Genomic DNA, 20,269 nt, shown 5'->3' with positions numbered 1-20,269 from the left:
AAATGCCCTACAGAAAAGGGGTTTAATCTGATTTTTCCCTTCGATATCGAAGGTGTCGCCCGTGCTTTTCTGCACTCTCCAGCCATGCACCCAGGCGGCGAGTGCGCAGGAAGCAGGAGTAACTGGCCCGAAACAAATGTAGGAGCGGGCTTGCCCGCGATGCGCCGCGCGGGCGGCGCTCGATCTCACAGGCGCCAAAACCGTCACGCCGAACACCCAGCAGCCTCCACACACTCCACCCCGCCTCAAAGTGCCCTGCGGCAATCGGCCGCCTTCCAAGCCAAGGGCCTGGCCCTTTAACTGCATGGCACAAGCGTCACACCGGTGACGCATCATCCTTAAAGACGTATCGGGGAATGGAACATCGTGAACATCAAATGGGCAGACAAGCTACGCAAGGGCCTGCATGGTTCGGCCGACTCGCTGGGCAACCTGTGCGTCGAGGCCTTCCATTACCTGGCGCTGTTCGGCATCGGCGCAATCACCGCCTATGCAGCGGTGGTCACCTTCCTGGACATGCTTGGCAAGGGCGGGATCAGTGTCGATGACATCCTGCTGCTGTTCATCTACCTGGAGCTGGGGGCCATGGTCGGCATCTACTTCAAGACCAACCACATGCCGATCCGCTTCCTGCTGTACGTGGCCATCACCGCGCTGACCCGCCTGCTGATCGGCGATGTCTCGCACCACAAGGCGCCGGACGAAGGGCTGTTGTACCTGTGCGGGGGCATCCTGCTGCTGGCGTTCTCGATCCTGGTGGTGCGCTACGCCTCGTACCGCTACCCGTCGACCAAGGTGCTGGATGCCAACGGCAAGGAAGTGGAGGACGGCAAGTAGCCCTTAGTTGGCCAGGAACAGGCGCGGCTCGTGACGGGCGTCACGGGTCAGCGCCGCCAGCACCTGCATGGGGTTCTGGCTGAGTTCGATGGCAAGCCCCAGGCGAATGCTGTCGATCACCCGTTGCAAGCGCACCGGGTCGTTGCGCTGGGCCTGGGTGATGAGGCGCTTGGCGACTACACCGGCGTCGTCGGAAAGGGTAAGCATGATGCTGCCGTCGAGGTTGGCAATGCTCAGGTTGACCCGATATTCCGGGGCGAATGCAGCGCTGATTCGGTCGAAAGGGTTGTTCATGCCTGGAGGGCCTGCAAAGTTTGTGTGCAGAAGTTGACCGGCCTCTGCCAGCTTTGTTCCTGACGGGCAATTAGCCACTATCGCGACTACACTCCTTGAATCGCAGCCGCGATGCATGGCCAATGGCCGGCAAAGGAGTGCCCGTGGTTCCCTCATCTGCTGCCCGTCAGCGAGGCGCAATTGGCCTCATGGCGGTGGTTACTTTGGGCCTTGCCCTGTTGTTCATGCTGGTGGTGCTCGACAGCGGCCGCCTTTACCTTGAGCAGCGCAAGCTGCAGCGCATTGCCGACATGTCGGCGCTGGAGGCTGCAGGCCAGTTTGCCGTGTGCACCGGCAGCGGGCCGCAGGCCACGGCTATCGCCCGAGCCGCCGCCACACGCAACGGCCATGCCCCTGGCAACCCGCTGACCGCCAGTTGCGGGTACTTGCAGACCGGCGCCAACAGCCTGCGTACCTTCACCAGTGACAACAATCGCAATGAAGCCATCCGGGTGGATGTGAGCAACACGGTGGCGACCAGTGTTGCGGCAGGGGTCTATGGCCTGGTGCAGGGTGGCGGGGTGCCGCTGACCACGACCTTGCAGGCGCATGCGGTGGCCTCGTCGCCGATCCCGCCGCAGGCGATGCTGAGTATTCGTACTACGCTGGCGACCGTGGATTCGCGGCAGTCGGTGTTGCTCAATGCACTGCTGAGTGCCTTGGGCGGTGCCGTTCAGCTCGATGTGGCCGGCTGGCAGGGCATTGCCAGCACCCAGCTCAACTTGCTCAAGTACCTCGACCAGTTGGCTGTAGACCTTAACCTCAAGGTCGGTGACTACCAGCAACTGCTCACGGCCAACGCCACTGCGACGCAATTGCTGCAAGCGGCGGTGAAAGTGCTGCAGCAGAGCGGCGCGGCCGCCAGCGTGGTGACCAACCTGGGCAAGCTGGCATTGGGCGCCAGCAACAGTACGCTGCTGCAGTTGGGGGATTTGCTCGATATCCAGAACGGCACCGCGCAGGCCGGGCTGGATGCCAGCATCCAGTTGCTGCAACTGGTGCAGGGGGTGATACAGCTGGCGGTCAGCGAAAGTGCGGCAACGGTGGATTTGCCGATAAGCGTGTTGGGGCTGGTCAATGGGCGGGTGCGCCTGAAGGTAATCGAGCCGCAGCAGATTTCGGCGGTGGGCGACCCGCGTACGGATGAGTTGCGGGTGCATACGGCGCAGGTGCGGGCGATGATTTCGCTCGACTTGCCTCTACTGAATACGGTTCTCGGTTTGCTTAATGCGGTGTTGAACCTCGTCGGGCCAATTACCAATGTGCTTAACAATCTGCTCAGCCTGAATCTCGCAAGTACATTGGAATCCGTGCTGTGTCTGGTCGGGGTGCCGTGCACCGTTACGGATATAATCCTGGTCCCGGACAAGTTGTCGTTGGACATTGGTATTGAGGTTGCAGAAGCGACTACAAGGCTTAACCCGTTATCGCCCGACACGTTCAGTTGCTCGCCCAAGCGTCTGACCACCCAGACCCAGAGTTCTGCGGCCAAAATAGCGGTCGGTCGTTTTGACTCTGCGGATGCGTTTTTCACCAGTGGCAGCACTGTGGTAAAAGCCTTGCCGCTTGTGGATATCGGTACCAAGCGTTGTAGCCAAATCCTGGGCATCGGTACTTGTCAGGCTCGTATACCTTTCGCCGCAGGCGGCCTCGGCCTGCGGGTCAACAGCAAGGTACTGGGCAGCGGTGCGGTCGAACGCCCGCTGATCTTCCAGGCGCCCAACAGCACACCGCCAAACATTGGCCTTGCCCCTGCTTACCAAAGCATGCAAACCGCCAACAACAATGTGGTCGGCAGCCTCACCGACACGTTGCAAGGCATACAGGTGGAGGCCTACAAACCCACCGTCAATAGCGGCCTTGGCGATGTGCTGGTGATCGTCGGCAACGTGCTCAGCGGCGTCAAAGGCATCGTCGAGCCCTTGATCAAGAACCTGCTCAGCCCCTTGCTCGACCCTTTGGTCAACGTTTTGCTCAAAGCCCTGGGCATTGACCTAGTCAACGCCGAAGTCGGCGCCAACCTCACCTGTTCCAGCCGCGCTCAGCTGGCGCTGTAAAGCGGCAACCACACCCGCAAGCACGCACCTTCGTCGCTGTTGTGCGCCTCCAGCCTGCCGCCCATGGCGCCGACAATACTGTGGCTGACCGACAAACCGAGGCCGGTGCCCAGGCCGGCGGGCTTGGTGGTGAAGAAGGGTTCGAAGATGCGCTCCAGCAGGCGCGGGTCGATACCGCCACCGTTGTCCTCCACCAACAGGCATAACTGCCCCGCCTCGACGCGTTGGCTCACGCGGATCCGCGGCCTGTCAACCTGCCGTTCGAGCAACGCATCCCGGGCGTTGACCATCAGGTTGATCAGTACCTGTTCGAGTTGGTCCTCATGGCCCAGCACTTCCGGGTACAGGTCGGGTTCTTCGATGTGCAAGGCCACGCCTTTACCGCTCAACCCTTCCGCCAGCAACCCCTGCGCACCGTGCACCGCTACCCAGGCCGCAAAAACCTGTTGCTCCACTTCCGAGCGGCGCCCGTAGCTGCGCAGGTGCTCGACCAGGCGTGCAACACGTTCGACCTGGGTATCGATGCGTTGCAGCTTGCCTGTCACATACTCGGCATCGACCACGCCGCTTTCCAGGCGCTTGAGGGTGTTCACCAGCGCCAGGCGCATGGTGCTCAAAGGCTGGTTGATTTCATGCACCAGGCCTGTCGCCAGTTCGCCCAGCGTGGCCATCTTGGCCCCTTGCAGCAGTTGCCGCTGGCTGTGGCGTACTTCGCTATTGTCGCGCCCCACCGCTTGCACTTCCTGCAACTGGCCGTGCTCATCGAACAGGCCACGCTCGGCCCACACCCACCAGGCTGTTCTACGGCCAGGCAATTGCAGGCAGATTTCGGCGCTGGCCAACGGCTGCTCCGGCGTCAACCGCGCCAGGCGCTGGAGAAAGGCCGTACGCTGGGTGTCGGACAGCCACTGACCAAGGTTCATACCCGTCAGTTGTTGCGCTGTGCACTCCAGCTGTTGGGCAAGCGGGTGGTTGCCGAACAGCAGTTCAAGGTCTGGGCGATAGCGGCAGATGATGGCGGGTGAGTCTTCTACCAGCACCCGGTAGCGCTCCTCGCTTTGACGTACCCGCTCGGCCGCCTCGGTCGCTTCGCTCACATCCAGCCACAGGCCCACGGCCTCCACAGGCTGGCCAAGGTCGTCACGCAACAGGCGGGCTTCGTCCAGTACCCAGTGGTAGCCGCCAAGGTGATCGCGCAGGCGGTAGCGGCTGCGCACCTGGCCGTCGCGCAACAACGTGCGGGTGCGTTCCAGCCACAACCAGCGGTCTTCGGGGTGCAGCATCTGGCTGGGTTGGCGGGCCTGTTCGCTGTCTGGCGCCCAGCCCAGCAGCGGTGTCAGGCTGGCGCTGAAAAATTCACTGTGCAGGGCGCCCTCGCTGTAGCGCTGGACGTAGATGACGGCGGGCGAACTGGCGATCAGGTTTTCGAGCCGGGCGCGAGCGGCCGCAGCCTGTTGTTCCTGGGCCTTCAGTGCGGTGATGTCGAGCATGAAGCCCTGTACCTGACGGCCTTGCAACTGGCCTGCCCATTGCAACCAGCGCGGGCTTGCCGGGTTGTCGGCCGGCAGTAGGCGCACATTCAGGTTCAAGGCGGTGCCTTCGCGCAATTGCTCCAGCGCCATGCGTGCGGCTTCACGGTCGGCAGGGTGCAAGCGGTCCAGCCACTGTTCGGCAGTGGCTTCACGAGGGACCCCCAGGCGCAAGGCCAGGGCCGGGTCGAACTGCAGCGGCCCCTGCAGGGGCCATGACCAGCAGCCTGCCCCCAACTGCTGTTGCAGTTCATCCAGGTGATGTGAGCGTTGCTGCAGCTGGTGCTGGCGCAGGCGGCTGAGCAGGGGCTCGATCAATGCTTGCAGCAGGGTGCTGACTGTTTCGCTGGCCGGTGGCTGTTGCGCGCCCGCGCACAGCAACCAGGCCTGCACGGCATGGCCGTGCAGGTAGGGCAGCACCAGCAAGGGCAAGCCGGCGCACGATGGCTGCAGCAGCGGGTTGTCAGCCGCCACTTGCCGGGCCCGCGGTGACAGCGTTTGCAGCCAAGGGCGCAAGCGGTCGTCGTCTGCCCAGGGCCATTCGCTGTTGCTGCAAGCGTAGGTGTACCAACCGCCATCGCCCGGCAGCATCAGGCGCAGCGAGCCGGCATGCCAGTGCTGCGCCATCTGCTGCAACTGTTCGGCCGCAGTCGGCTTAAGGCGTTCCAGGTCGCAGTCACGCAGGGCACGGCCAAGCTGCGTTGCCAATTGTTGCTGTGCCAGGTGCTGGCCTTGTTGTTCGCGCTCGCCCAGCAGGTCACCGATGTCGAACAGTTGCAGCAGCCAACCATCGGCCTGCCGCAGCAGCCAGCCCCGGGTGTGCAGGGCGGCGCCGTGTACGGTGGCAAAATCCAGGTCCAGCGGCTGCCCCTGCCAGTCGGCAGGTGGCCCTTCAAGCACTAGCCAGCTGTGACGTTGCAGGTAGTCATGCACGCGGGGAGCATTGTGCGCACAAGCCGGTAGCACCGTGCGCAAAGGCCCGGCCAGGCGCTGTACCTGCCCCTGATCATCCAGCCACAGTTGCAGCCCCAGCGCTGGCGGGGCGGGCGCTGTCTGTTCGCTAGGCTGGCCGCCCAACCAACGATCGAACATGCCGCTCATAGCTGCAAGCTCGCTTCGGCCCGCAGGCGGTCGGGCAGTTGCGGCACTTCACCGATCAGCGGCAGTACCAGCATCGGCAGCACGTTGGTCAATTTGCTCTTGGGGTAGTTGATGGTCACGGTCAGCAACTTGTCGGCGCCCAGGGTCACCTGGGCGTCGCTGGCGGCCTGGAAGTTGAACGCAGAGGGCATCCACTGCAACTGCTGGCTGATGACCTGGCGGGCCAGGTTCTGCACATCGGTGCTGTAGCTGGCGCTGTCCGGGTCCAGGGCCACGCAGCGGCGCACAGCCTCGGCGCTGGCCTGGTTGAAAGATTGCAGCATCAGCATGGGCAGGGTGTAGCTGACCAGGCCGTAGAACACGGCGAAAAAAATCATGAACACGGCTGCGAACTCAATGGCCGCTGCACCTTTCTGCCGTTTTGCCGCGCCTGCTTTCATCGATTGCGTCTACCCTGACGATGAGTCCTGAGTAACAGCATAGAACCGATCGTCGAACAGGGATGGCCAATTGCCTATACATAGCCTTGCATTGCTTGTCTGGCTGGCGCTGTGCGCCGGGCAGGATGCCCGCGAACGGCAGATTTCCAATGTGCTGACGCTGGGTGTCGGCGCCTGTGCGCTGGCCTGGTTGCTGGCCACCGGGCAGACCTGGCTGGGTGCCCACGGCAGTGATGCCGCACTGGCGTTTGCCGTTGTCCTGCTGCTGACGCTGCCCGGCTACGCGCTCGGCCAGTTCGGGGCCGGCGACGTCAAGCTGCTGGCCGCACTGGCCCTGGCCACCAGCCTGGATCACGTACTCGGCACGTTTATCGGTGCCGGTGTGGCATTGGTTGCCTGGCAGATGGTGCGGCGCAAGGCGCGCCAGCCTGGGGAGAAAAAACCGTTTGCGCCGTGTTTGCTGGCAGGCTTTGCCGTTTCGCTTGCATGGGTTGGCTGACGCTTGCCTTGGGATTTTTGGGGGCTTTGAGATCGAGCGCCGCCCGCGCGGCGCTTCGCGGGGCAAGCCCGCTCCCACATTTGTTTCGGGCCAGTGTGTCCTGTGCCATCGCGCGCGACCGCCTTGTCGTTTCAACTCCATAGCAAGTCATGCGCCAAGGGGCCGCGCGCCAATGGCTCAGGATTTATTGGCCCGAAACAAATGTGGGAGCGGGCTTGCCCCGCGAAGCGCCGCGCGGGCGGCGCTCGATCGCATAGGCGCTGCAAAAGGCACGATGAGCACCTAGTTATTACGCTCGGTCATCTTGGTCCAGCGGTAGAAGTCCGGGATTTCGTACTTGTAGGTATCCAGCCAGCGCTGCATCGACTGGTCGCGTTCCCGCGCGGTCTGCACCTGCAGGCGGCGGGACGCCTGATCGCCGCTGGACTGCACGCGCAGCAGCCTTTCGGTGGCCGTTTCGTCCTGCGCGGTTTGCCGGGGGTACTCTTCTGCCTGCAACGCAGTGCTGCCTACCCAGCAAACCAGTACCATCACGTACCTGATCATGATCACCTCCGCGTATCAGTTGACCATCATGTCCGGAGCTTTGGCCGACGCAATTGGGCCTCGGCCGCCAGCCTTGATCCGGTTTGCCCGCGCCTGGGCTTCGGCAAACTGTCCGGCCTTTAGCTGCAGCCGGCCTACCAGGTCGGTGGCTTGCTGCCAGTTGTCCTGCACCAGTGCCAGGGTCACCAGGTTCACCGCCGGCAGCGCGCTGTCGTCCTTCAGTTCGATGGCGGTCAACAACTCGAAGCGCGCCTGCTCATAGCGCCCCAGGTTCATCAGCACTACGCCAAGGTCGTTGCGTACCCGCTCGTCGGTAGGGGCAAGCCGCACTGCACGCTGAAGGTTCTGCAAGGCTTGTATGTCGTCGCCCCGGGCCGAGGCCAACTGGCCCAGGCCGTGTTCGCCCTCGGCGGCCAGGCAACCCCCGAGCAGGCTGCGGTACAAGGGTTCGGCCTCGCCAAGGCCAAGCAGGCGTGACACTTTGGCCTTGCGCAGGCGTACCTGGTCCAGCGAGTCCGGCAGTTGCTGCAGGTGGGCAAGGCTGGCATGCGGGCGCCCGTCGTTGAGCATTTCGTCCGCCAGGTTCAGTGCCAGTTGCTGGTCTGCGTCGGGCTTGGTGCAACTGCTGGTGGCGAACAGCTGGCGCAACCCGTCCGGCTGTTGCCCGGCACATCCGGTCAACAACACCAGGCTCGCGCACAACAGGATGGTCTTCATCAATCACTCCTCATGGGCTCAATGCCCGCGCCAATGCAGAAAAGCCCGGCCCGGCGAGCACGATAAGCAACGCCGGAAACAGGAACACCATCATCACGGCCGACATCTTTGCCGACATCTTCGAAACCCGCTCTTGCAGGCGGGTAAGGCGGCGGTCATCAAGCAACGCCTTCAGGGCCTGCAACGACTTCATCGCGCCGCTGCCCTGTGCCAGCAGCTGGCGCAGGATCACGCAGGTATCGGTGAACTCGTCCACCGCCAGCAGCTGTGCGACCTTTTCAAGCTCCGGGCCCAGTGCCATGCCCGAATCCACCCGTTGCAAGACCTGGCGCAGCTCAGCGCTGATGTTCGGGATCAGCGTCTGCCCTTCGTGGCTCAGCACGCGTAGCGCCTGCTCAACGGCAAGGCCGGTCTCGAACAGAATTCGCAGCAGTGGAATCAACAGGCTGACCTCTTCTGCAATGCGTTGCTGGCGACGTGCCGCAGCCAAGGCCAACAGGCGCTTGGGCAGCAGGTAACCGACGCCCAGCGCGCACAATGGCCAGACTACCCAGCCGGCTGCGGCACTGCCCTTGAACCCCTGTTGCAACAGCAGCGTCATCGCCACTGCCAGCAGCGGCAGGCCCAGTTGCACTGCGGCAAACAGGGCGCGCTGGCGGCTGCGGCGCCAGCCGATACGTTCGAGCAGGGCCTGGCTTTCGCTGTCGAATTTCTGTAGCCGCTGCCCCCACGGGCTGCTGCCCAGCCAGTGCAGCCAGTCACCCAGGCGCTCGTCGCGGGCCAGCCGCCCCTGTAGCCGCCGGGCCACCAGTACCCGTGCGCGCCATTGGCGAGCCGCCTGCAGGCCAAACAGGCTGGCGGCAATCAACAGGCACAGGGCGCAGATCAGCAAGGCCATGGTCACAGGCTCCTCATCATGCGCCACAGCACCAGGCAACCGACCACCTGCAGGGCGAAGGCCATCAACAGCATCATCTGGCCGCTGCTGTCGCGCCACATGGCCAGCAGGTAATGCGGGTTGGCCATCATGAAGTAGCCGACCATCGCCAGCGGCAATGAGCCGAGGATGATTGCAGTGATGCGGGTTTCACCGGTCATCGCCTTGAGCTGACGCGCACCTTGCTCCCGCTCGCGGATCAGTTTGATCAGGTTTTCCATCAGCTCGCTGGCATTACCGCCATAACGCTGGTTGATGCGCAAGCCGAGGGCGAACAGCCGCAGTTCATCCTGCTTGTGCAGTTCGGCCAACTCGCTGACCGCGTCCTCCAGCGCCACGCCCAGCTGCACGTTGCGCCGCACCCGGGCCATGGTCGAGCGCAGGGGCTCGCGGCTACCGTCGATGCCGCCCAGCACCGCGTCATTGAGGGTGCGGCCGGCCTTGAGGCTACGCACGCTGTAGTCCAGCAGGCTGGGCAACTGATCGACGATCTGGCGCATCTGCCGTCGGCTTTGCCAGCTCAGGATCAGGTACGCAAGGCTGGGCAGGCCAATCAGCAGCATCAATGCAGCCACCCAGCCGGCGGCGATCAGCGCCAGCAGCACCACGCCCAGCCACGCCAGTAACCAGCGCTGTGGCTCGAACTCGACGGCCCCCAGGCCGGCGCGCTGCAGCAGGGCGTCGAGCCATTCGCGCCGGGCGGTGCCATTGCGCACAATGCTGAACGCCCGCCCCAGGCGTTGCAGGATGCGCTCTTCGTGGCGCTTGTACAGGCCGCGGCGCAACAGGAGCAGGGCCACGCCCAGCAACAGCGGCGACAGCGCCAGCAGCAAGGGGCCGGTCACAGCACGCCCTCTGCGCGCAGCTTGCTGCCCGCCGGGTTGGGTGCCTCGCGCAGAAAGCTATCGCCGCCACGGCGATCGAGGCGGAACAGGGTGTTGGTCACGTACACCTCGTCGCGCACGCCGACCACTTCCAGCACCTCGCTGACGCAGCGCCGGCCATCGGGCAGGCGGGTCAGCTGGATCACTACGTCCAGCGCCGCGCAGACCATTTGCCGCAAGGTCTTTTCGGCAATCTGCCGGCCGCTCAGGCCGACCAGGGTTTCCAGGCGCAGCAGCGCATCCTGAGCGGTGTTGGCGTGCACCGTGCTCATCGAACCATCGTGGCCGGTGTTCATCGCGGTCAGTACATCAAGCACTTCGCTGCCGCGGATCTCGCCCAGGATGATGCGGTCGGGGCGCATGCGCAGGGCGTTGCGGATCAGTTCGCTGGCCTTGATTTCGCCATGCCCTTCGGCATTCGGCGGGCGGGTTTCCAGGCGCACCACATGGGGGTGGTGCAATTGCAGCTCGGCCACGTCTTCGATGGTGACCAGGCGTTCGCGGGGCGCAATCATCTGGCTGAGAATGTTCAGCAAGGTGGTCTTGCCGGTGCCGGTGCCGCCGCTGACCAGGATGTTGCAGCGTTTGCCAACGGCGCGTTCGAAGAAGTCGAAGATAGGCTGGTCGATGGCACGGGTGGCCAGCAGGTCGGCACTCTTGAGCATGTCCTGGCGAAACTTGCGGATCGACAGGCACGGGCCGTCCAGTGCCACCGGCGGAATGATCGCGTTCACCCGGCTGCCATCGGGCATGCGGGCGTCGACCATGGGTGACGATTCGTCCAGGCGCCGGCCGAGCGGTGCCAGGATGCGCTGCATCACCCGCTCCACATGGTGGGCATCGATGAAGCGCAGGTCGGTCTGCTGCAACAGGCCAGCCCGCTCCACGAACACCCGGTGAGGCCCGTTTACCAGGATCTCGGTGACGGTCACGTCTCGCAGCAACACCTCCAGCGGACCGAAACCGGTCAGCTCATCCACCAGTTCTTCGGCCAGACGCTCCATTTCGTAGCGCGACAGGGCCAGGCGCAGGCGTGCGACGTAATCGCCCACCTGCTCCAGCACGAACTGGGTCAGCGCAGGCCGTGCGCCTTCGAGCAGGTTGCGCCCGCTGTCCTCGATGGCGTCGATGGCAAAGCGGTGCAGCGCACGTTTCAGTGCATAAGGGTCGCCGGAGGCGTGTTGCTGGCCGCCAAAGGGTTGGTCATTGTTCATTTGCTCCCCCAAAGCCGTCGCAGCCAGGTAAAGGCCGGTGGTGAGAGGTTTTCCGAGCGCCGTGCCAGGCGTTCGCCCAGGTTGCGCAGGGCCTGGGTGAGATTTTCACGCGGGGCCAGCTCGAACAGGCTCAGGCCCTGGTTTTTCACGTTCAGGCGCACTTCGGGGCTGTAGGGGATGGCCTTGAGCAAGGGCAGCCCATAGCGCTTGGCCAGGGTATCGGCGTCGGGTGCAACGTTGTTCAGGTAGCGGTCCACCAACAGGCTGGCGTGCTCCAGCTTCATGCCGTGGTCACGCCACAGGTCGAGCACTTCCAGGTTGCGCCGGCAGTCGAGGATGTTCTGGTCGGTGTAGACGATCAGTTTGTCGCAGTGGCTCACCAGCGTGCGCAGGGCTTCGCTGTCGGCATGACCAGTCAGGTTCACGACAATGTGCTGGAAGTGCTGGCGCAAGGCGCTTAGCAGCATGTACAACTCGGCGGCACTGGTTTGTTGCAGCGGGTCGTCGGCCTCGGCGTAGGTCAGCAGGCGCAAGCCTTTCTTGTCGCGGGTGAATGCGCTGTCGATCAGTGTGGTGTCGAGGCGGCGCAAGTGGCGCAGGGCGTCGCCGAAGAAGAACGAAGCCTCCAGGCCAAGCAGTGCCAGGCTGTCGCCGCGCGGCAGGCCCAGGTCCAGCAGCAGGGTTTGCTGGCCGCTTTCCTGCACCACCCGGGCCAGGTGGGTGGTGAGCAATGCGCCGTCGGCACTGGTTTGTACGCCGAACAGCACCGTCAGCCCGCCGAGGCTGGGGTTGCTGGCGACCGTCGGCATGCGCTTGCCCAGGCGCCGCACCAGCCCGGCCACTTCGCTGGCACGCGAGCCATAGGCGACGAAGTCACGGGCGCCGGCGCGCATGGCATGCAGCACCAGCTGGTTGTCCATACCATCGCCGAGGGCGACGATCGCCAGCATCGGCCTGGCCTCCAGCACCCCCTCGATCAAGGCGCACTGGCTGACCAGCTGTTCGCGGTCCAGACCGATGAACATCAGGTTGCTGAACGTGGCATTGACCAGCGCCAGCAGCTCGTCGAGGCTGCTGGCACTGGCACCGATCACCTGGCCTTGTGGCGCCAGCGCGCCCTGCAGCCAGCGCAGGTCGTCTTCGTTGCGGGTGATGGCAAGAAAGGTGGGGTTCAGGCTCTCGTTCATTGGGAAAGCCCGCCCTTGCCATCGAAGTTGCCATTCTCCAGGAAGAACAACCGCCCCCAGCTGGGGTCGTAAGTGCGCAGGTTCTCGCCCGGCAGTTGCGGCAGCCGTGCGTTGGCGGCCAGGGGCTGGACCAGGTGCGGGGTGACGATCATCAGCAGTTCGGTTTCTTCGCGGCGCATGGCCGAGTTGCGGAAGAACGCACCCAGTACCGGCAGGCTACCCAGGCCGGGCAGTCGGTCTACCGCGGAACGTGTGTTGTTGCTGACCAGGCCGCTGATGATGAAGCTTTCGCCATCGGCCAAGGCAATGCTGGTGTCGGTGCGCCTTACCGTCAAACCCGGCACCTGGGTGCCGGCAATGGTCACCACGTTGCTGTAGTCCAGTTCGCTCACCTCCGGCGCCACTTTCAGGGTGATCCGGCCTTGGCTGACCACGGTCGGGGTCAGCGCCAGGCGTACGCCGAACTCTTTGTATTCGATCGACACGTTGTCGCTGCCTGCGCTGGGCACCGGGATGGGAATTTCGCCGCCTGCCAGGAAGCTTGCCGTCTGGCCGCTGAGCACGGTCAGGCTCGGGCGGGCCAGGGTGTAGGCGAAGCCGCTGTTTTCCAGGGCGTTGATCATGGCCAGGAAGCGGCTGCTGCCGCCGCCCCAGACGATGTTGAACACGGTGTCGTCGAGGGGGATCGACGGGGTTACGTTCGGCACCGAGCCGGGGCTGACGGACGTGCCGGGCACCGTCCCTGGCGAGCCGATCAGGCTATTGTTGGAGCCTTTGAAGAACAGCCGCGCACCGGCCTCCTTGTATTTGCTGCGGCGTACCTCCACGAAGCGGATATCGGCCTGCACCTGGCTGATCAGCTGCGCGTCCTGTGACGGCAAGAAGCTGTCTTCGGCCATGTCGGCACTGGCCCGGCCTTTGACGAACAGCATGGCCCTGTGGGGGGCCGGGGCGCATGCTGTCCACAGCATCAGCGAGGTATTGCCCTGGCCCACGGCGGTAACCACCACACCGCGTTCGCCGCTGGCTTGCACATCGGCCACCTTCGGTTCGCCCACGGCAACCCGGGTGATGGCCAGCGGCAGGCGCAGTTCCTGCTGCAGGCCCTGGTCGATCTCGATGACCGAGGGCAACTGGTTGAACGCTTCGCAGCCCTTGCCGGCCGCCTGGGCCTGGGGCAATAGCACCGCCAGCAGCCCGCTACAACATGCTTGTCTGAAGAAGGAACTGCGCATCGCTGCATCCTTGCCGGGTCAGGGGGTCTTGGTCGTATCGTCAGCCTTGGCGCCACGGATGATGTGCATGGCGGGTGCGGCGGGGCTGGTCGCCAGGTTGGCAACGTTGGCCACCGGCGACTGGGACAGCTGGCTGAAACGGTAGAGTTCGCGGTTGGCGGCTTCTACCTGCGGTTTGGCATCGGGCTCGGCCCAGTAGCGGGCCAGGCGTTGTTCATCGGCACTGCGCACGGCCAGGCGCAACGTGCCGGCCTGGGCAGCCAGCATCAGGCGGCTGGCCAGGGCCTCGGGCACCGCCAGCGCCACGGTGCGGGTGCCCGTGCTGTTCAGGCTGGCTTGTTCGCGGCGGGCTTTTTGCTCTTCGGCGGTTTGCGCCGGCCGGCCGTCGTTGGCAAGGCCCGTTTGCTCGCCGACGCTGAGCACGCGCAAGGCGGGCAACACAACCTGGGCGGAAGATTGCGGGTTGTTGGGCTCTTCACGCAGAAACAGCAGCACGTCCACGTAGTCGCCCGGGCGCAGTTGGCCGGCGGCCCCTACCACCTCGTCGACACCGACTGCCACGGCGCGCTCGTGGGCGCGGATCATTCGCGCCAGCGGCCCGCCAGCCTGAAAACTCGAATCATCCAGCCAGGTACCTGCTGCCAGTGGCCTGGCGCTGGTGCGCCCGACCACCTGGGCGGTTTGCTGGTAGGCCCCGGCGGGGGCAACCTGCAGGCGCTCGACCAGCACATCGTCTTCGGTGACCGGTGTATTGGCCGGTAGCGCGTTGCGCAGAACGACCACGGCCGTGCGGGGCGGCTCCGGTGGCGTGGAGGGAGGTGGCGCGACGGCTACAGCCGGTTGATCAGCCGTTGGAGCAACCGTCACGGGGGCCGGTGCAGGGCGACTGAGCACTACACCCCAGTAACCTGCCAGAAGGGCTGCCAGCAGGAAGAACGCCGCCAGGAATAGGGTCAAGCGACTGCTCATCTCGGCCTCCCTGCACGCGTCGAGTGATGGCAAAAAGTTACTATTTCGCTATAGGACGGTAGCGCAGCCATCACCATTTGCCATGAGCCAGGGCGGTTTTTTTCGCAATTGTGATTAAGTGCAGGCAATACAGAGGGTTAGCGATTTTTCGCTGGTTAATGCGTTTGGATTAACACGTTGTGATTAATCCTTTAATACATTTGCAGTCCGCCCCGGCTTGGCGATTCTTTGATGGCAAATAGGTGTCACTTTGATACCGGTGTCGTCGGCATGTACGCCGCAAGGAGCTGAGCCATGAAACTGTTCATTTTCTACTGCATGACGTTCCTGAATCGCAAGGACGGTGCATCCGGTATCGAGTATGCGGTCATTGCGACCATGGTCGCGGTGGTGCTGGCCGCCTTCGTCGGGGACATTTCCACGGCTGTGAAAGCCACCTTTACCACGATCAAAGATGCGCTTTGACTGTGACCAGGAGCCAACGCCATGCAGAACGCCTCCTCGCGCCAGCAGATCCTTTTGGTGGATGACGAGCAGGACGTTCTGCTGGAACTGGCCGAACTTCTCGATAACGAAGGCTTCGCCTGCCTGACTGCCACATCAGTACAGGCGGCATTGAAACAGCTTACCCGACATCCGGACGTTGCCCTGGTGATCACCGACCTGCGCATGCCGGAGGAAAGCGGCATTGGTCTGATCAAGCGCCTGCGCGACCATACGGCCCGCCAGCACCTGCCGGTGATCGTCATGTCCGGGCAGGCGGACCTGGACGATGTCAGTGATTTGCTGCGCCTGCAGGTGGTGGATTTCTTCCGCAAGCCGCTGTACCACGCGCGGCTGCTGACAACCCTGGAGAACCTGTTCCCGGTACCCAGGTTGAAGGTAGTGATTTGAGGGAGGGCTTGAATGGTTTTTAATAGCCCTTAACGAAAAAGCCCGGCACTTGGCCGGGCTTTTTCATTGTTGCGGTCAGGCCTCTGGGTCACTCAGTTCCAGGGCGCCGCGCTTGCTGCGCAGCTTGCCGTAGAAGTGTTCCAGCGCGTGGTTGAGCTTGGTGGCGGCACCGTCGACTGCCTGGTCCACCGAAGTGGCAGTGTGGGTCACGGAAATCGGTTGGTGGCCTTTGGGGCGAGCCTCCATCTGGCAGCGTTTGTCATGCGGTCCGGGCTTGGCGCCGTTCTCGTCGCGCAGGTGAACCTCGATGCGGGTGAGGTCTTCTTCGTAACGTTCCAGCGAGTTCTGCAGTGTGCTGCGGACCCACTGGTCGAGCCGGGCGTTGCCTTCGAAATGGTTGCTGCTGTTGACCTGGATTTGCATGATTCAATCCTTATTCAGCTTGCTCGCATGGAGGCGCGCCCAGGTCCTTGAGACCCTTGGAATTTCTGCGCCTCTTGACTCTAAGGTCAGGCAACCGGGAGATGAATTCAAGCCCTTTTTGAAAATAAATTTTTTGTTGCAAATGGGGCTGCTGTGCAGCCCTTCGCGGGCACGCCCGCTCCCACAGGTTGCGCGTCGGTGCAGAAATGCACTATCCCTGTGGGAGCGGGCATGCCCGCGAAGGGCCGCACAGCGGCCCCTTACGGTTGGTCAGAATTCTACCGAGGTCTGCACATACAAGGTGCGCGGCTCACCCACATACTTGCCCTTGTTGTTGTCATCATAAGAGCGCGTGTAGTACTCGCGGTTGAACAGGTTCTTCACGCCAACCGCCACTTTCAGGTTCGACAGCTGCGGGCCAAAGTCGTACCCGGCACGGGTGCTGACCAGCATGTAGCCAGGGATGCGCCCGGTGCTGCCGTCGGCACTTTCGGTGCTGGTATTGGCATTGTCGGCGTACTGGCTGCTCTGGAAGCTGCCGTCCACATTCAACTGCCAAGGGCCCTCGGTGTAGCCCACGCCCAGGTTGCCCTTGTGGCGCGACGAGAACGGCACCTGGTTGCCTTTGTTCGGCCCGTCTTCGCGGATGGTGGCATCAACGAACGCATAGCTGGCGTGCACGTCGAAGCCGGCCAGGGCCGGGCTCAAGCCGTCCAGTGCGTAGCGAACGCTGGTCTCGATACCCTGGTGGCGGGTTTCGCCACGGGCGATGACCGAGTCGTTGGTCTGGTTGCTTTCGTACTGGTTGTCGAAGTTGATCAGGAATGCGCCGATCTCGGCCTGCAGGTCGCCGCTGTCATAACGGGTACCCACTTCCCAGGTGCGCGCCTTTTCCGGTTTCACTTCGCCGCTGCTGACCCGGTTGGGCATCTGGCTGTACTGCACGCTGCCGAACGAGCCTTCGGTGTTGGCGTACAGGTTCCAGCTGTCGGTCAGGTGGTACATCACGTTCAGTGCCGGCAACGCAGTGTTGTAGCTACCCTGGTAGCGCTGGCCGTTGAGCTTGTTGCTCTGCTCGGAGTCGATCATCTCGTAGCGCACGCCGGGGGTAATGGTCCAGCGGCCGATGTCGATGCGGTCATCCAGGTAGATGGCGTGGGCTTCGGTGCTGCCACGGGTGTCGCGGTCGTTGCGGCTGGCGGTAGTCGGCAGGTTGCCGTTCAGCGGTTCGCGGAAGCGCAGTTCGTGGCCGGCTTCGTTGACATAGCGGTAGCCGATACCCAGCTCGTGCCAGCTGTCGCCCAGGGCCACGCCCTGCGAGAAGCGGGTTTCGATGCCGCGCACCCAGTATTCGCGTGGTGACAGCGAGACGAAGCTGCCTTGGTCCAGGTAACCGCTGCGCAGGGTCTTGGTGAAGAAGCTGTTGACGCTGAACTGGCGGTCGTCCTGCTTGTAGTCGTAGCCGAAATTGAACAGGGTGCGGCGGCCCCAGAACTTGTCTTTCAAACGCGTGGACTGGTACGGGTCGGCATCGAAGTCGGCCGTGCTCAGGCCGCCGGGCATGTCGGCTTCGCCCTCGTAGTACTGGGCCATGGCGTGCAGGCTGTTGGCTTCGTCCAGTTGCAGCTTGCCCTTGAGGATCAGGTCGTCGATCTGCGTGTCGCTGTGTTCGCGCCAATCACCACCGCGGGTACCGGAGTACAGCAAGGCGCCGCCCAGGCCGTTGGCGTTGGTACCGCCGACCAGCAAGTTGGCGCTGTTCTTGAAACCATCGTGGCTGGAGGACGGGCTGATCTGGTTCTGCATGGCCGCCTTGAAGGTGGCCTGCTCGGGGATCGCCCGGGTGACGAAGTTGACGATACCGCCAACGTTCTGTGGGCCGTAGCGCACCGCGCCGCCACCGCGCACCACATCCACGGCGTCCATGTTGCCCATGCTCAACGGTGCCAGCGACAGTTGCGGCTGGCCGTAGGGGGCGAAGGGCACCGGGATGCCATCCATCAGCACGGTGGAACGCGATGCCAGGCGCGGGTTGAGGCCGCGGATGCCAAAGTTGAGCGCCAGGTCATGGCTGCCGGTGCCGTTGTTGTCGGGGGCGTTGACACCGGGGATGCGGTTGAGCACTTCGCGGGCAGTGGTCGCGCCGTTGCGCTCGAACTCTTCACGGCGCACCACGTCGCGGGCACCGGGGTGCTCGAACACATTGTCCTGCTGCGCTTCGGCCAGCCAGTCGCCGACCACGGTGGAGGCGCCGAGCTCGACCGGGGCGTTGCCAGCGGGGCTACCGACGGGCTGCAGGCTGAAGGCGTTGTCGGTTTCCTGCCGCACCTGCAGGCCGCTGCCGCGCAACAGCACGTCGAGGCCTTGGCGCACATCGTACTGGCCGTCCAGGCCCTGGGTGCTGATGCCTTGGGTCAGTTGCGAGCCGAACGAGATCAGCGCACCGCTTTCGCGGCCGAACTGGTTGAGTGCGTCTTCAAGCGAGCCGGCGGCGATGTGGTAGCTGCGGGTTTCGGCATGGGCGGCAGGCATGGCCAGGCCGAGGGTGGTGGTGAGCAGCAGGGCGTGGAGCAGGGGGCTGGGGCGCAACGGCATGGGTCGGGTCCTGAAAGAGGGGTTCTGCCATGTCTGTCACGCGAGGTTGGGAAAATGGCTCAGTTGATTTGATTTTTTTTGCGGGTTTGTTCGTCATGACATTTTTGTCGCCTGTGAGACCGAGCGCCGCCCGCGCGGCGCTTCGCGGGGCAAGCCCGCTCCCACATTTGTTTCGGGCCAGTATCTTCTGTGTCGCCGGCGCGCGACCGCCTTGCCATTCCAACTCGATAGCGAGGCGTGCGCCGAGGGGCCGCGCGCCTTCAGATCAGGAATAACTGGCCCGAAACAAATGTGGGAGCGGGCTTGCCCCGCGAAGCGCCGCGCGGGCGGCGCTCGATATCCGCCCCCCTGCAAAAACAACGTCGGCCACCTGGTAGCCATCACACTACATCCACCGTCACCCAATACCGAGTAAACCGCCGCACCCGCACCGGCAGCGCGACTTCCAGCATTTGCAGGATGCGCTCGCTGTCATCCAGCGGGTACGACCCGGAAATGCGCAAGCCGGCGACCTTCTCGCTGCACCCCAGTTGGCCGTGGCGATAGCGCCCAAGCTCGGCAAGAAAATCCGCCAGGCGCATCTGCGAGGCCACCAGCATGCCATCGACCCAGGCGCCGACATTGCGGTCCAGCGCCGAGATCGCCTGCCAGGCCCCCGTGAAGCGTGCCTGCTGCCCAGCCAGCAGCGGTTGCCCCGCGACGCTGGCCACACCCTCGAACACCGACACCAGGCTGTAGCCGTCGAACTGGCGCACGTTGAAGCGCCCGCTGTCCAGGCGTAATGCCCCTTCGCCGGTACGCAGCAGCAACGGCCGGGCATCGCTGGCCACCTGCAGCGCCAGTTCGCCTTCGAACAGCCGCACCCGGCGCTGTTGGCCGTCGAAGCGCACATCCGCAGCACTGCGGGTGTTGAGCTGCAGCACGCTGCCGTCCGCCAGTTGCATGCGGCGGCGCTGACCGACCGGGCTGCGGTAGTCGGCAAGCAGCCCGGGCAACGGGTTTTGCTGTTGCAGCCCAAGCCCCGTGGCACTGGCTACGCCGACCAACAACAAGGCCTTGAGCGCCCGGCGCCTGGCCGGCGAAGGTGGAGCCTGAAGCGTTGCATGCACCACCGGCGACGACACCCCGCGCAGTCGCTGGTTTACCTGTTGGATATGCGCCCAGGCCCGCTGGTGCTCGAGGTCAGCCTTTAACCAGCGGTCGAAGGCCAGTTGTTGCGCCTGGCCAAACTCATCGCCCTGGGACTCGATCAGCCAGTGCACGGCCTGCTCCGCCACCTGCGGGGAAAACGAGGCGTTCACAGGGCGAAGTAGCAGCGCATGGCCGCCTTGCTCAGGTAGCGCTTGACCGTGGCCAGCGAGATACCCAGTTCGCGGGCGATTTCACCCTGGCCCAGGCCATCGACCTGTGCCAGCAGGAAGGCGCGCTTGACCAAGGGCGGCAGGCCGTCCAGCAGGCGGTCGAGCTCCAGCAGGGTCTCGAAAATGATCGCCTTCTGCTCCTCGCACGGTGCGACCTCTTCCGGCACCTGCGCCAGCGCTTGCAGGTAGGCGCGCTCCAGCTCCTGGCGGCGAAAGTGGTTGCACAGCACGCGCTTGGCTACCGTTACAAGGAACGCGCGCGGCTCGACCAGTTGCGGTGCTTCGCGGGCCTGCAGCAGGCGCAGGTAGGTGTCCTGCGCCAGGTCCGCGGCGCTCTGTGGGCAGCCCAGGCGGCGGCGCAACCAGCCGGTGAGCCAGTTGTGGTGGGCGTGATAAAGGCCTTCGACCGTGGATGAAAGCGCGCTGGGCACCGTGATACTCCGGCGCTGTACAGCGCAACTGGTAGTAAGAATTGTTCGCATTGTATTGACTGGCGGGTTTTTCGGCAATC

20 protein-coding genes are annotated in these 20,269 nt (G+C 64.0%); 5 read left to right on the top strand and 15 right to left on the bottom strand.

The window, feature by feature from the left end:
• The first annotated feature begins 366 nt into the window (after positions 1–366).
• Positions 367–837 carry a phosphate-starvation-inducible protein PsiE gene (locus ACIQUI_RS10570; RefSeq protein WP_403197942.1) on the top strand — a complete coding sequence of 157 codons (471 nt, stop codon included), beginning with the start codon at positions 367–369 and terminating at the stop codon, positions 835–837.
• A 3-nt stretch (positions 838–840) separates the two neighbouring features.
• Here the strand turns inward: ACIQUI_RS10570 and ACIQUI_RS10565 are convergent, their stop codons facing one another.
• Positions 841–1,131 (bottom strand): DUF3509 domain-containing protein, encoded by a 291-nt coding sequence (locus tag ACIQUI_RS10565; RefSeq protein WP_403197940.1) that lies wholly within the window; start codon positions 1,129–1,131, stop codon positions 841–843.
• A gap of 143 nt (positions 1,132–1,274) precedes the next feature.
• Between ACIQUI_RS10565 and ACIQUI_RS10560 the strand changes: the two genes are divergently transcribed.
• On the top strand, positions 1,275–3,227 hold the full coding sequence (locus tag ACIQUI_RS10560) for a pilus assembly protein TadG-related protein (RefSeq protein ID WP_403197937.1): 1,953 nt from the start codon (positions 1,275–1,277) through the stop codon (positions 3,225–3,227).
• Here ACIQUI_RS10560 and ACIQUI_RS10555 read toward each other — a convergent pair.
• Positions 3,212–5,857: an ATP-binding protein gene (locus ACIQUI_RS10555; protein WP_403197935.1), complete on the bottom strand. Its 2,646-nt coding sequence runs from the start codon at positions 5,855–5,857 to the stop codon at positions 3,212–3,214. The two genes, ACIQUI_RS10560 and ACIQUI_RS10555, sit on opposite strands and share 16 nt — an antisense overlap.
• Positions 5,854–6,297: a TadE/TadG family type IV pilus assembly protein gene (locus tag ACIQUI_RS10550; protein ID WP_403197932.1), complete on the bottom strand. Its 444-nt coding sequence runs from the start codon at positions 6,295–6,297 to the stop codon at positions 5,854–5,856. Before ACIQUI_RS10550 ends, ACIQUI_RS10555 begins: the two co-directional genes overlap by 4 nt.
• 76 nt (positions 6,298–6,373) lie before the next feature.
• On the opposite strand from ACIQUI_RS10550, the gene ACIQUI_RS10545 reads away from it, so the two are divergent.
• Positions 6,374–6,796 carry a prepilin peptidase gene (locus tag ACIQUI_RS10545; protein ID WP_403198099.1) on the top strand — a complete coding sequence of 141 codons (423 nt, stop codon included), beginning with the start codon at positions 6,374–6,376 and terminating at the stop codon, positions 6,794–6,796.
• Between the two features lie 282 nt (positions 6,797–7,078).
• Here the strand turns inward: ACIQUI_RS10545 and ACIQUI_RS10540 are convergent, their stop codons facing one another.
• Genes ACIQUI_RS10540 through cpaB form a run of 8 tightly spaced genes read right to left on the bottom strand, consistent with a single transcriptional unit; the run spans position 7,079 to position 14,485 of the window.
• The gene (locus ACIQUI_RS10540) at positions 7,079–7,342 is read right to left on the bottom strand and encodes a DUF3613 domain-containing protein (RefSeq protein ID WP_403197930.1); all 264 of its coding nucleotides are present in this window, start codon (positions 7,340–7,342) and stop codon (positions 7,079–7,081) included.
• A gap of 15 nt (positions 7,343–7,357) precedes the next feature.
• On the bottom strand, positions 7,358–8,059 hold the full coding sequence (locus ACIQUI_RS10535) for a tetratricopeptide repeat protein (protein ID WP_403197927.1): 702 nt from the start codon (positions 8,057–8,059) through the stop codon (positions 7,358–7,360).
• 10 nt (positions 8,060–8,069) lie between these two features.
• Complete coding sequence (locus tag ACIQUI_RS10530) at positions 8,070–8,957, bottom strand: type II secretion system F family protein (protein WP_403197924.1); 888 nt, start codon at positions 8,955–8,957, stop codon at positions 8,070–8,072.
• A 2-nt stretch (positions 8,958–8,959) separates the two neighbouring features.
• Positions 8,960–9,841, bottom strand: a complete 882-nt coding sequence (locus tag ACIQUI_RS10525; protein ID WP_403197921.1) for a type II secretion system F family protein — start codon at positions 9,839–9,841, stop codon at positions 8,960–8,962.
• Entirely contained in the window at positions 9,838–11,094 is a 1,257-nt protein-coding gene (locus ACIQUI_RS10520) for an ATPase, T2SS/T4P/T4SS family (protein WP_391127457.1), read from the bottom strand. Before ACIQUI_RS10520 ends, ACIQUI_RS10525 begins: the two co-directional genes overlap by 4 nt.
• Positions 11,091–12,281, bottom strand: coding sequence for a pilus assembly protein (locus tag ACIQUI_RS10515; RefSeq protein WP_403197918.1), 1,191 nt, complete (start codon positions 12,279–12,281; stop codon positions 11,091–11,093). The genes ACIQUI_RS10520 and ACIQUI_RS10515 overlap by 4 nt, the downstream gene beginning before the upstream one ends.
• Positions 12,278–13,516 (bottom strand): type II and III secretion system protein family protein, encoded by a 1,239-nt coding sequence (locus ACIQUI_RS10510; RefSeq protein WP_403197916.1) that lies wholly within the window; start codon positions 13,514–13,516, stop codon positions 12,278–12,280. The genes ACIQUI_RS10515 and ACIQUI_RS10510 overlap by 4 nt, the downstream gene beginning before the upstream one ends.
• Positions 13,517–13,534: 18 nt before the next feature.
• Positions 13,535–14,485 carry a Flp pilus assembly protein CpaB gene (gene cpaB / locus ACIQUI_RS10505; RefSeq protein WP_403197913.1) on the bottom strand — a complete coding sequence of 317 codons (951 nt, stop codon included), beginning with the start codon at positions 14,483–14,485 and terminating at the stop codon, positions 13,535–13,537.
• A 294-nt stretch (positions 14,486–14,779) separates the two neighbouring features.
• Between cpaB and ACIQUI_RS10500 the strand changes: the two genes are divergently transcribed.
• Both ACIQUI_RS10500 and ACIQUI_RS10495 read left to right on the top strand, forming a co-directional pair.
• Complete coding sequence (locus ACIQUI_RS10500; protein WP_403197910.1) at positions 14,780–14,950, top strand: Flp family type IVb pilin; 171 nt, start codon at positions 14,780–14,782, stop codon at positions 14,948–14,950.
• A gap of 21 nt (positions 14,951–14,971) precedes the next feature.
• A complete protein-coding gene (locus ACIQUI_RS10495) occupies positions 14,972–15,379 on the top strand; it encodes a response regulator (protein ID WP_403197907.1) in 408 nt (135 codons plus the stop codon).
• 75 nt (positions 15,380–15,454) lie between these two features.
• Here the strand turns inward: ACIQUI_RS10495 and ACIQUI_RS10490 are convergent, their stop codons facing one another.
• The 4 genes from ACIQUI_RS10490 to ACIQUI_RS10475 form a co-directional block, all read right to left on the bottom strand.
• Positions 15,455–15,802 carry an HPF/RaiA family ribosome-associated protein gene (locus ACIQUI_RS10490; protein ID WP_391127474.1) on the bottom strand — a complete coding sequence of 116 codons (348 nt, stop codon included), beginning with the start codon at positions 15,800–15,802 and terminating at the stop codon, positions 15,455–15,457.
• Positions 15,803–16,072: 270 nt separating this feature from the next.
• Positions 16,073–18,397, bottom strand: coding sequence for a TonB-dependent Fe(3+) dicitrate receptor FecA (gene fecA / locus ACIQUI_RS10485; protein WP_403197905.1), 2,325 nt, complete (start codon positions 18,395–18,397; stop codon positions 16,073–16,075).
• A 380-nt stretch (positions 18,398–18,777) separates the two neighbouring features.
• Positions 18,778–19,698 carry a FecR domain-containing protein gene (locus ACIQUI_RS10480; protein WP_403197902.1) on the bottom strand — a complete coding sequence of 307 codons (921 nt, stop codon included), beginning with the start codon at positions 19,696–19,698 and terminating at the stop codon, positions 18,778–18,780.
• A complete protein-coding gene (locus tag ACIQUI_RS10475; protein WP_403197900.1) occupies positions 19,695–20,240 on the bottom strand; it encodes a sigma-70 family RNA polymerase sigma factor in 546 nt (181 codons plus the stop codon). Before ACIQUI_RS10475 ends, ACIQUI_RS10480 begins: the two co-directional genes overlap by 4 nt.
• Between the last annotated feature and the right edge of the window lie 29 nt (positions 20,241–20,269).

Origin of the sequence: Pseudomonas sp. NPDC090592, assembly GCF_044769185.1 — a bacterium.
Taxonomy (GTDB): domain Bacteria; phylum Pseudomonadota; class Gammaproteobacteria; order Pseudomonadales; family Pseudomonadaceae; genus Aquipseudomonas.
This window is presented reverse-complemented; position numbering and strand designations above follow the sequence as displayed.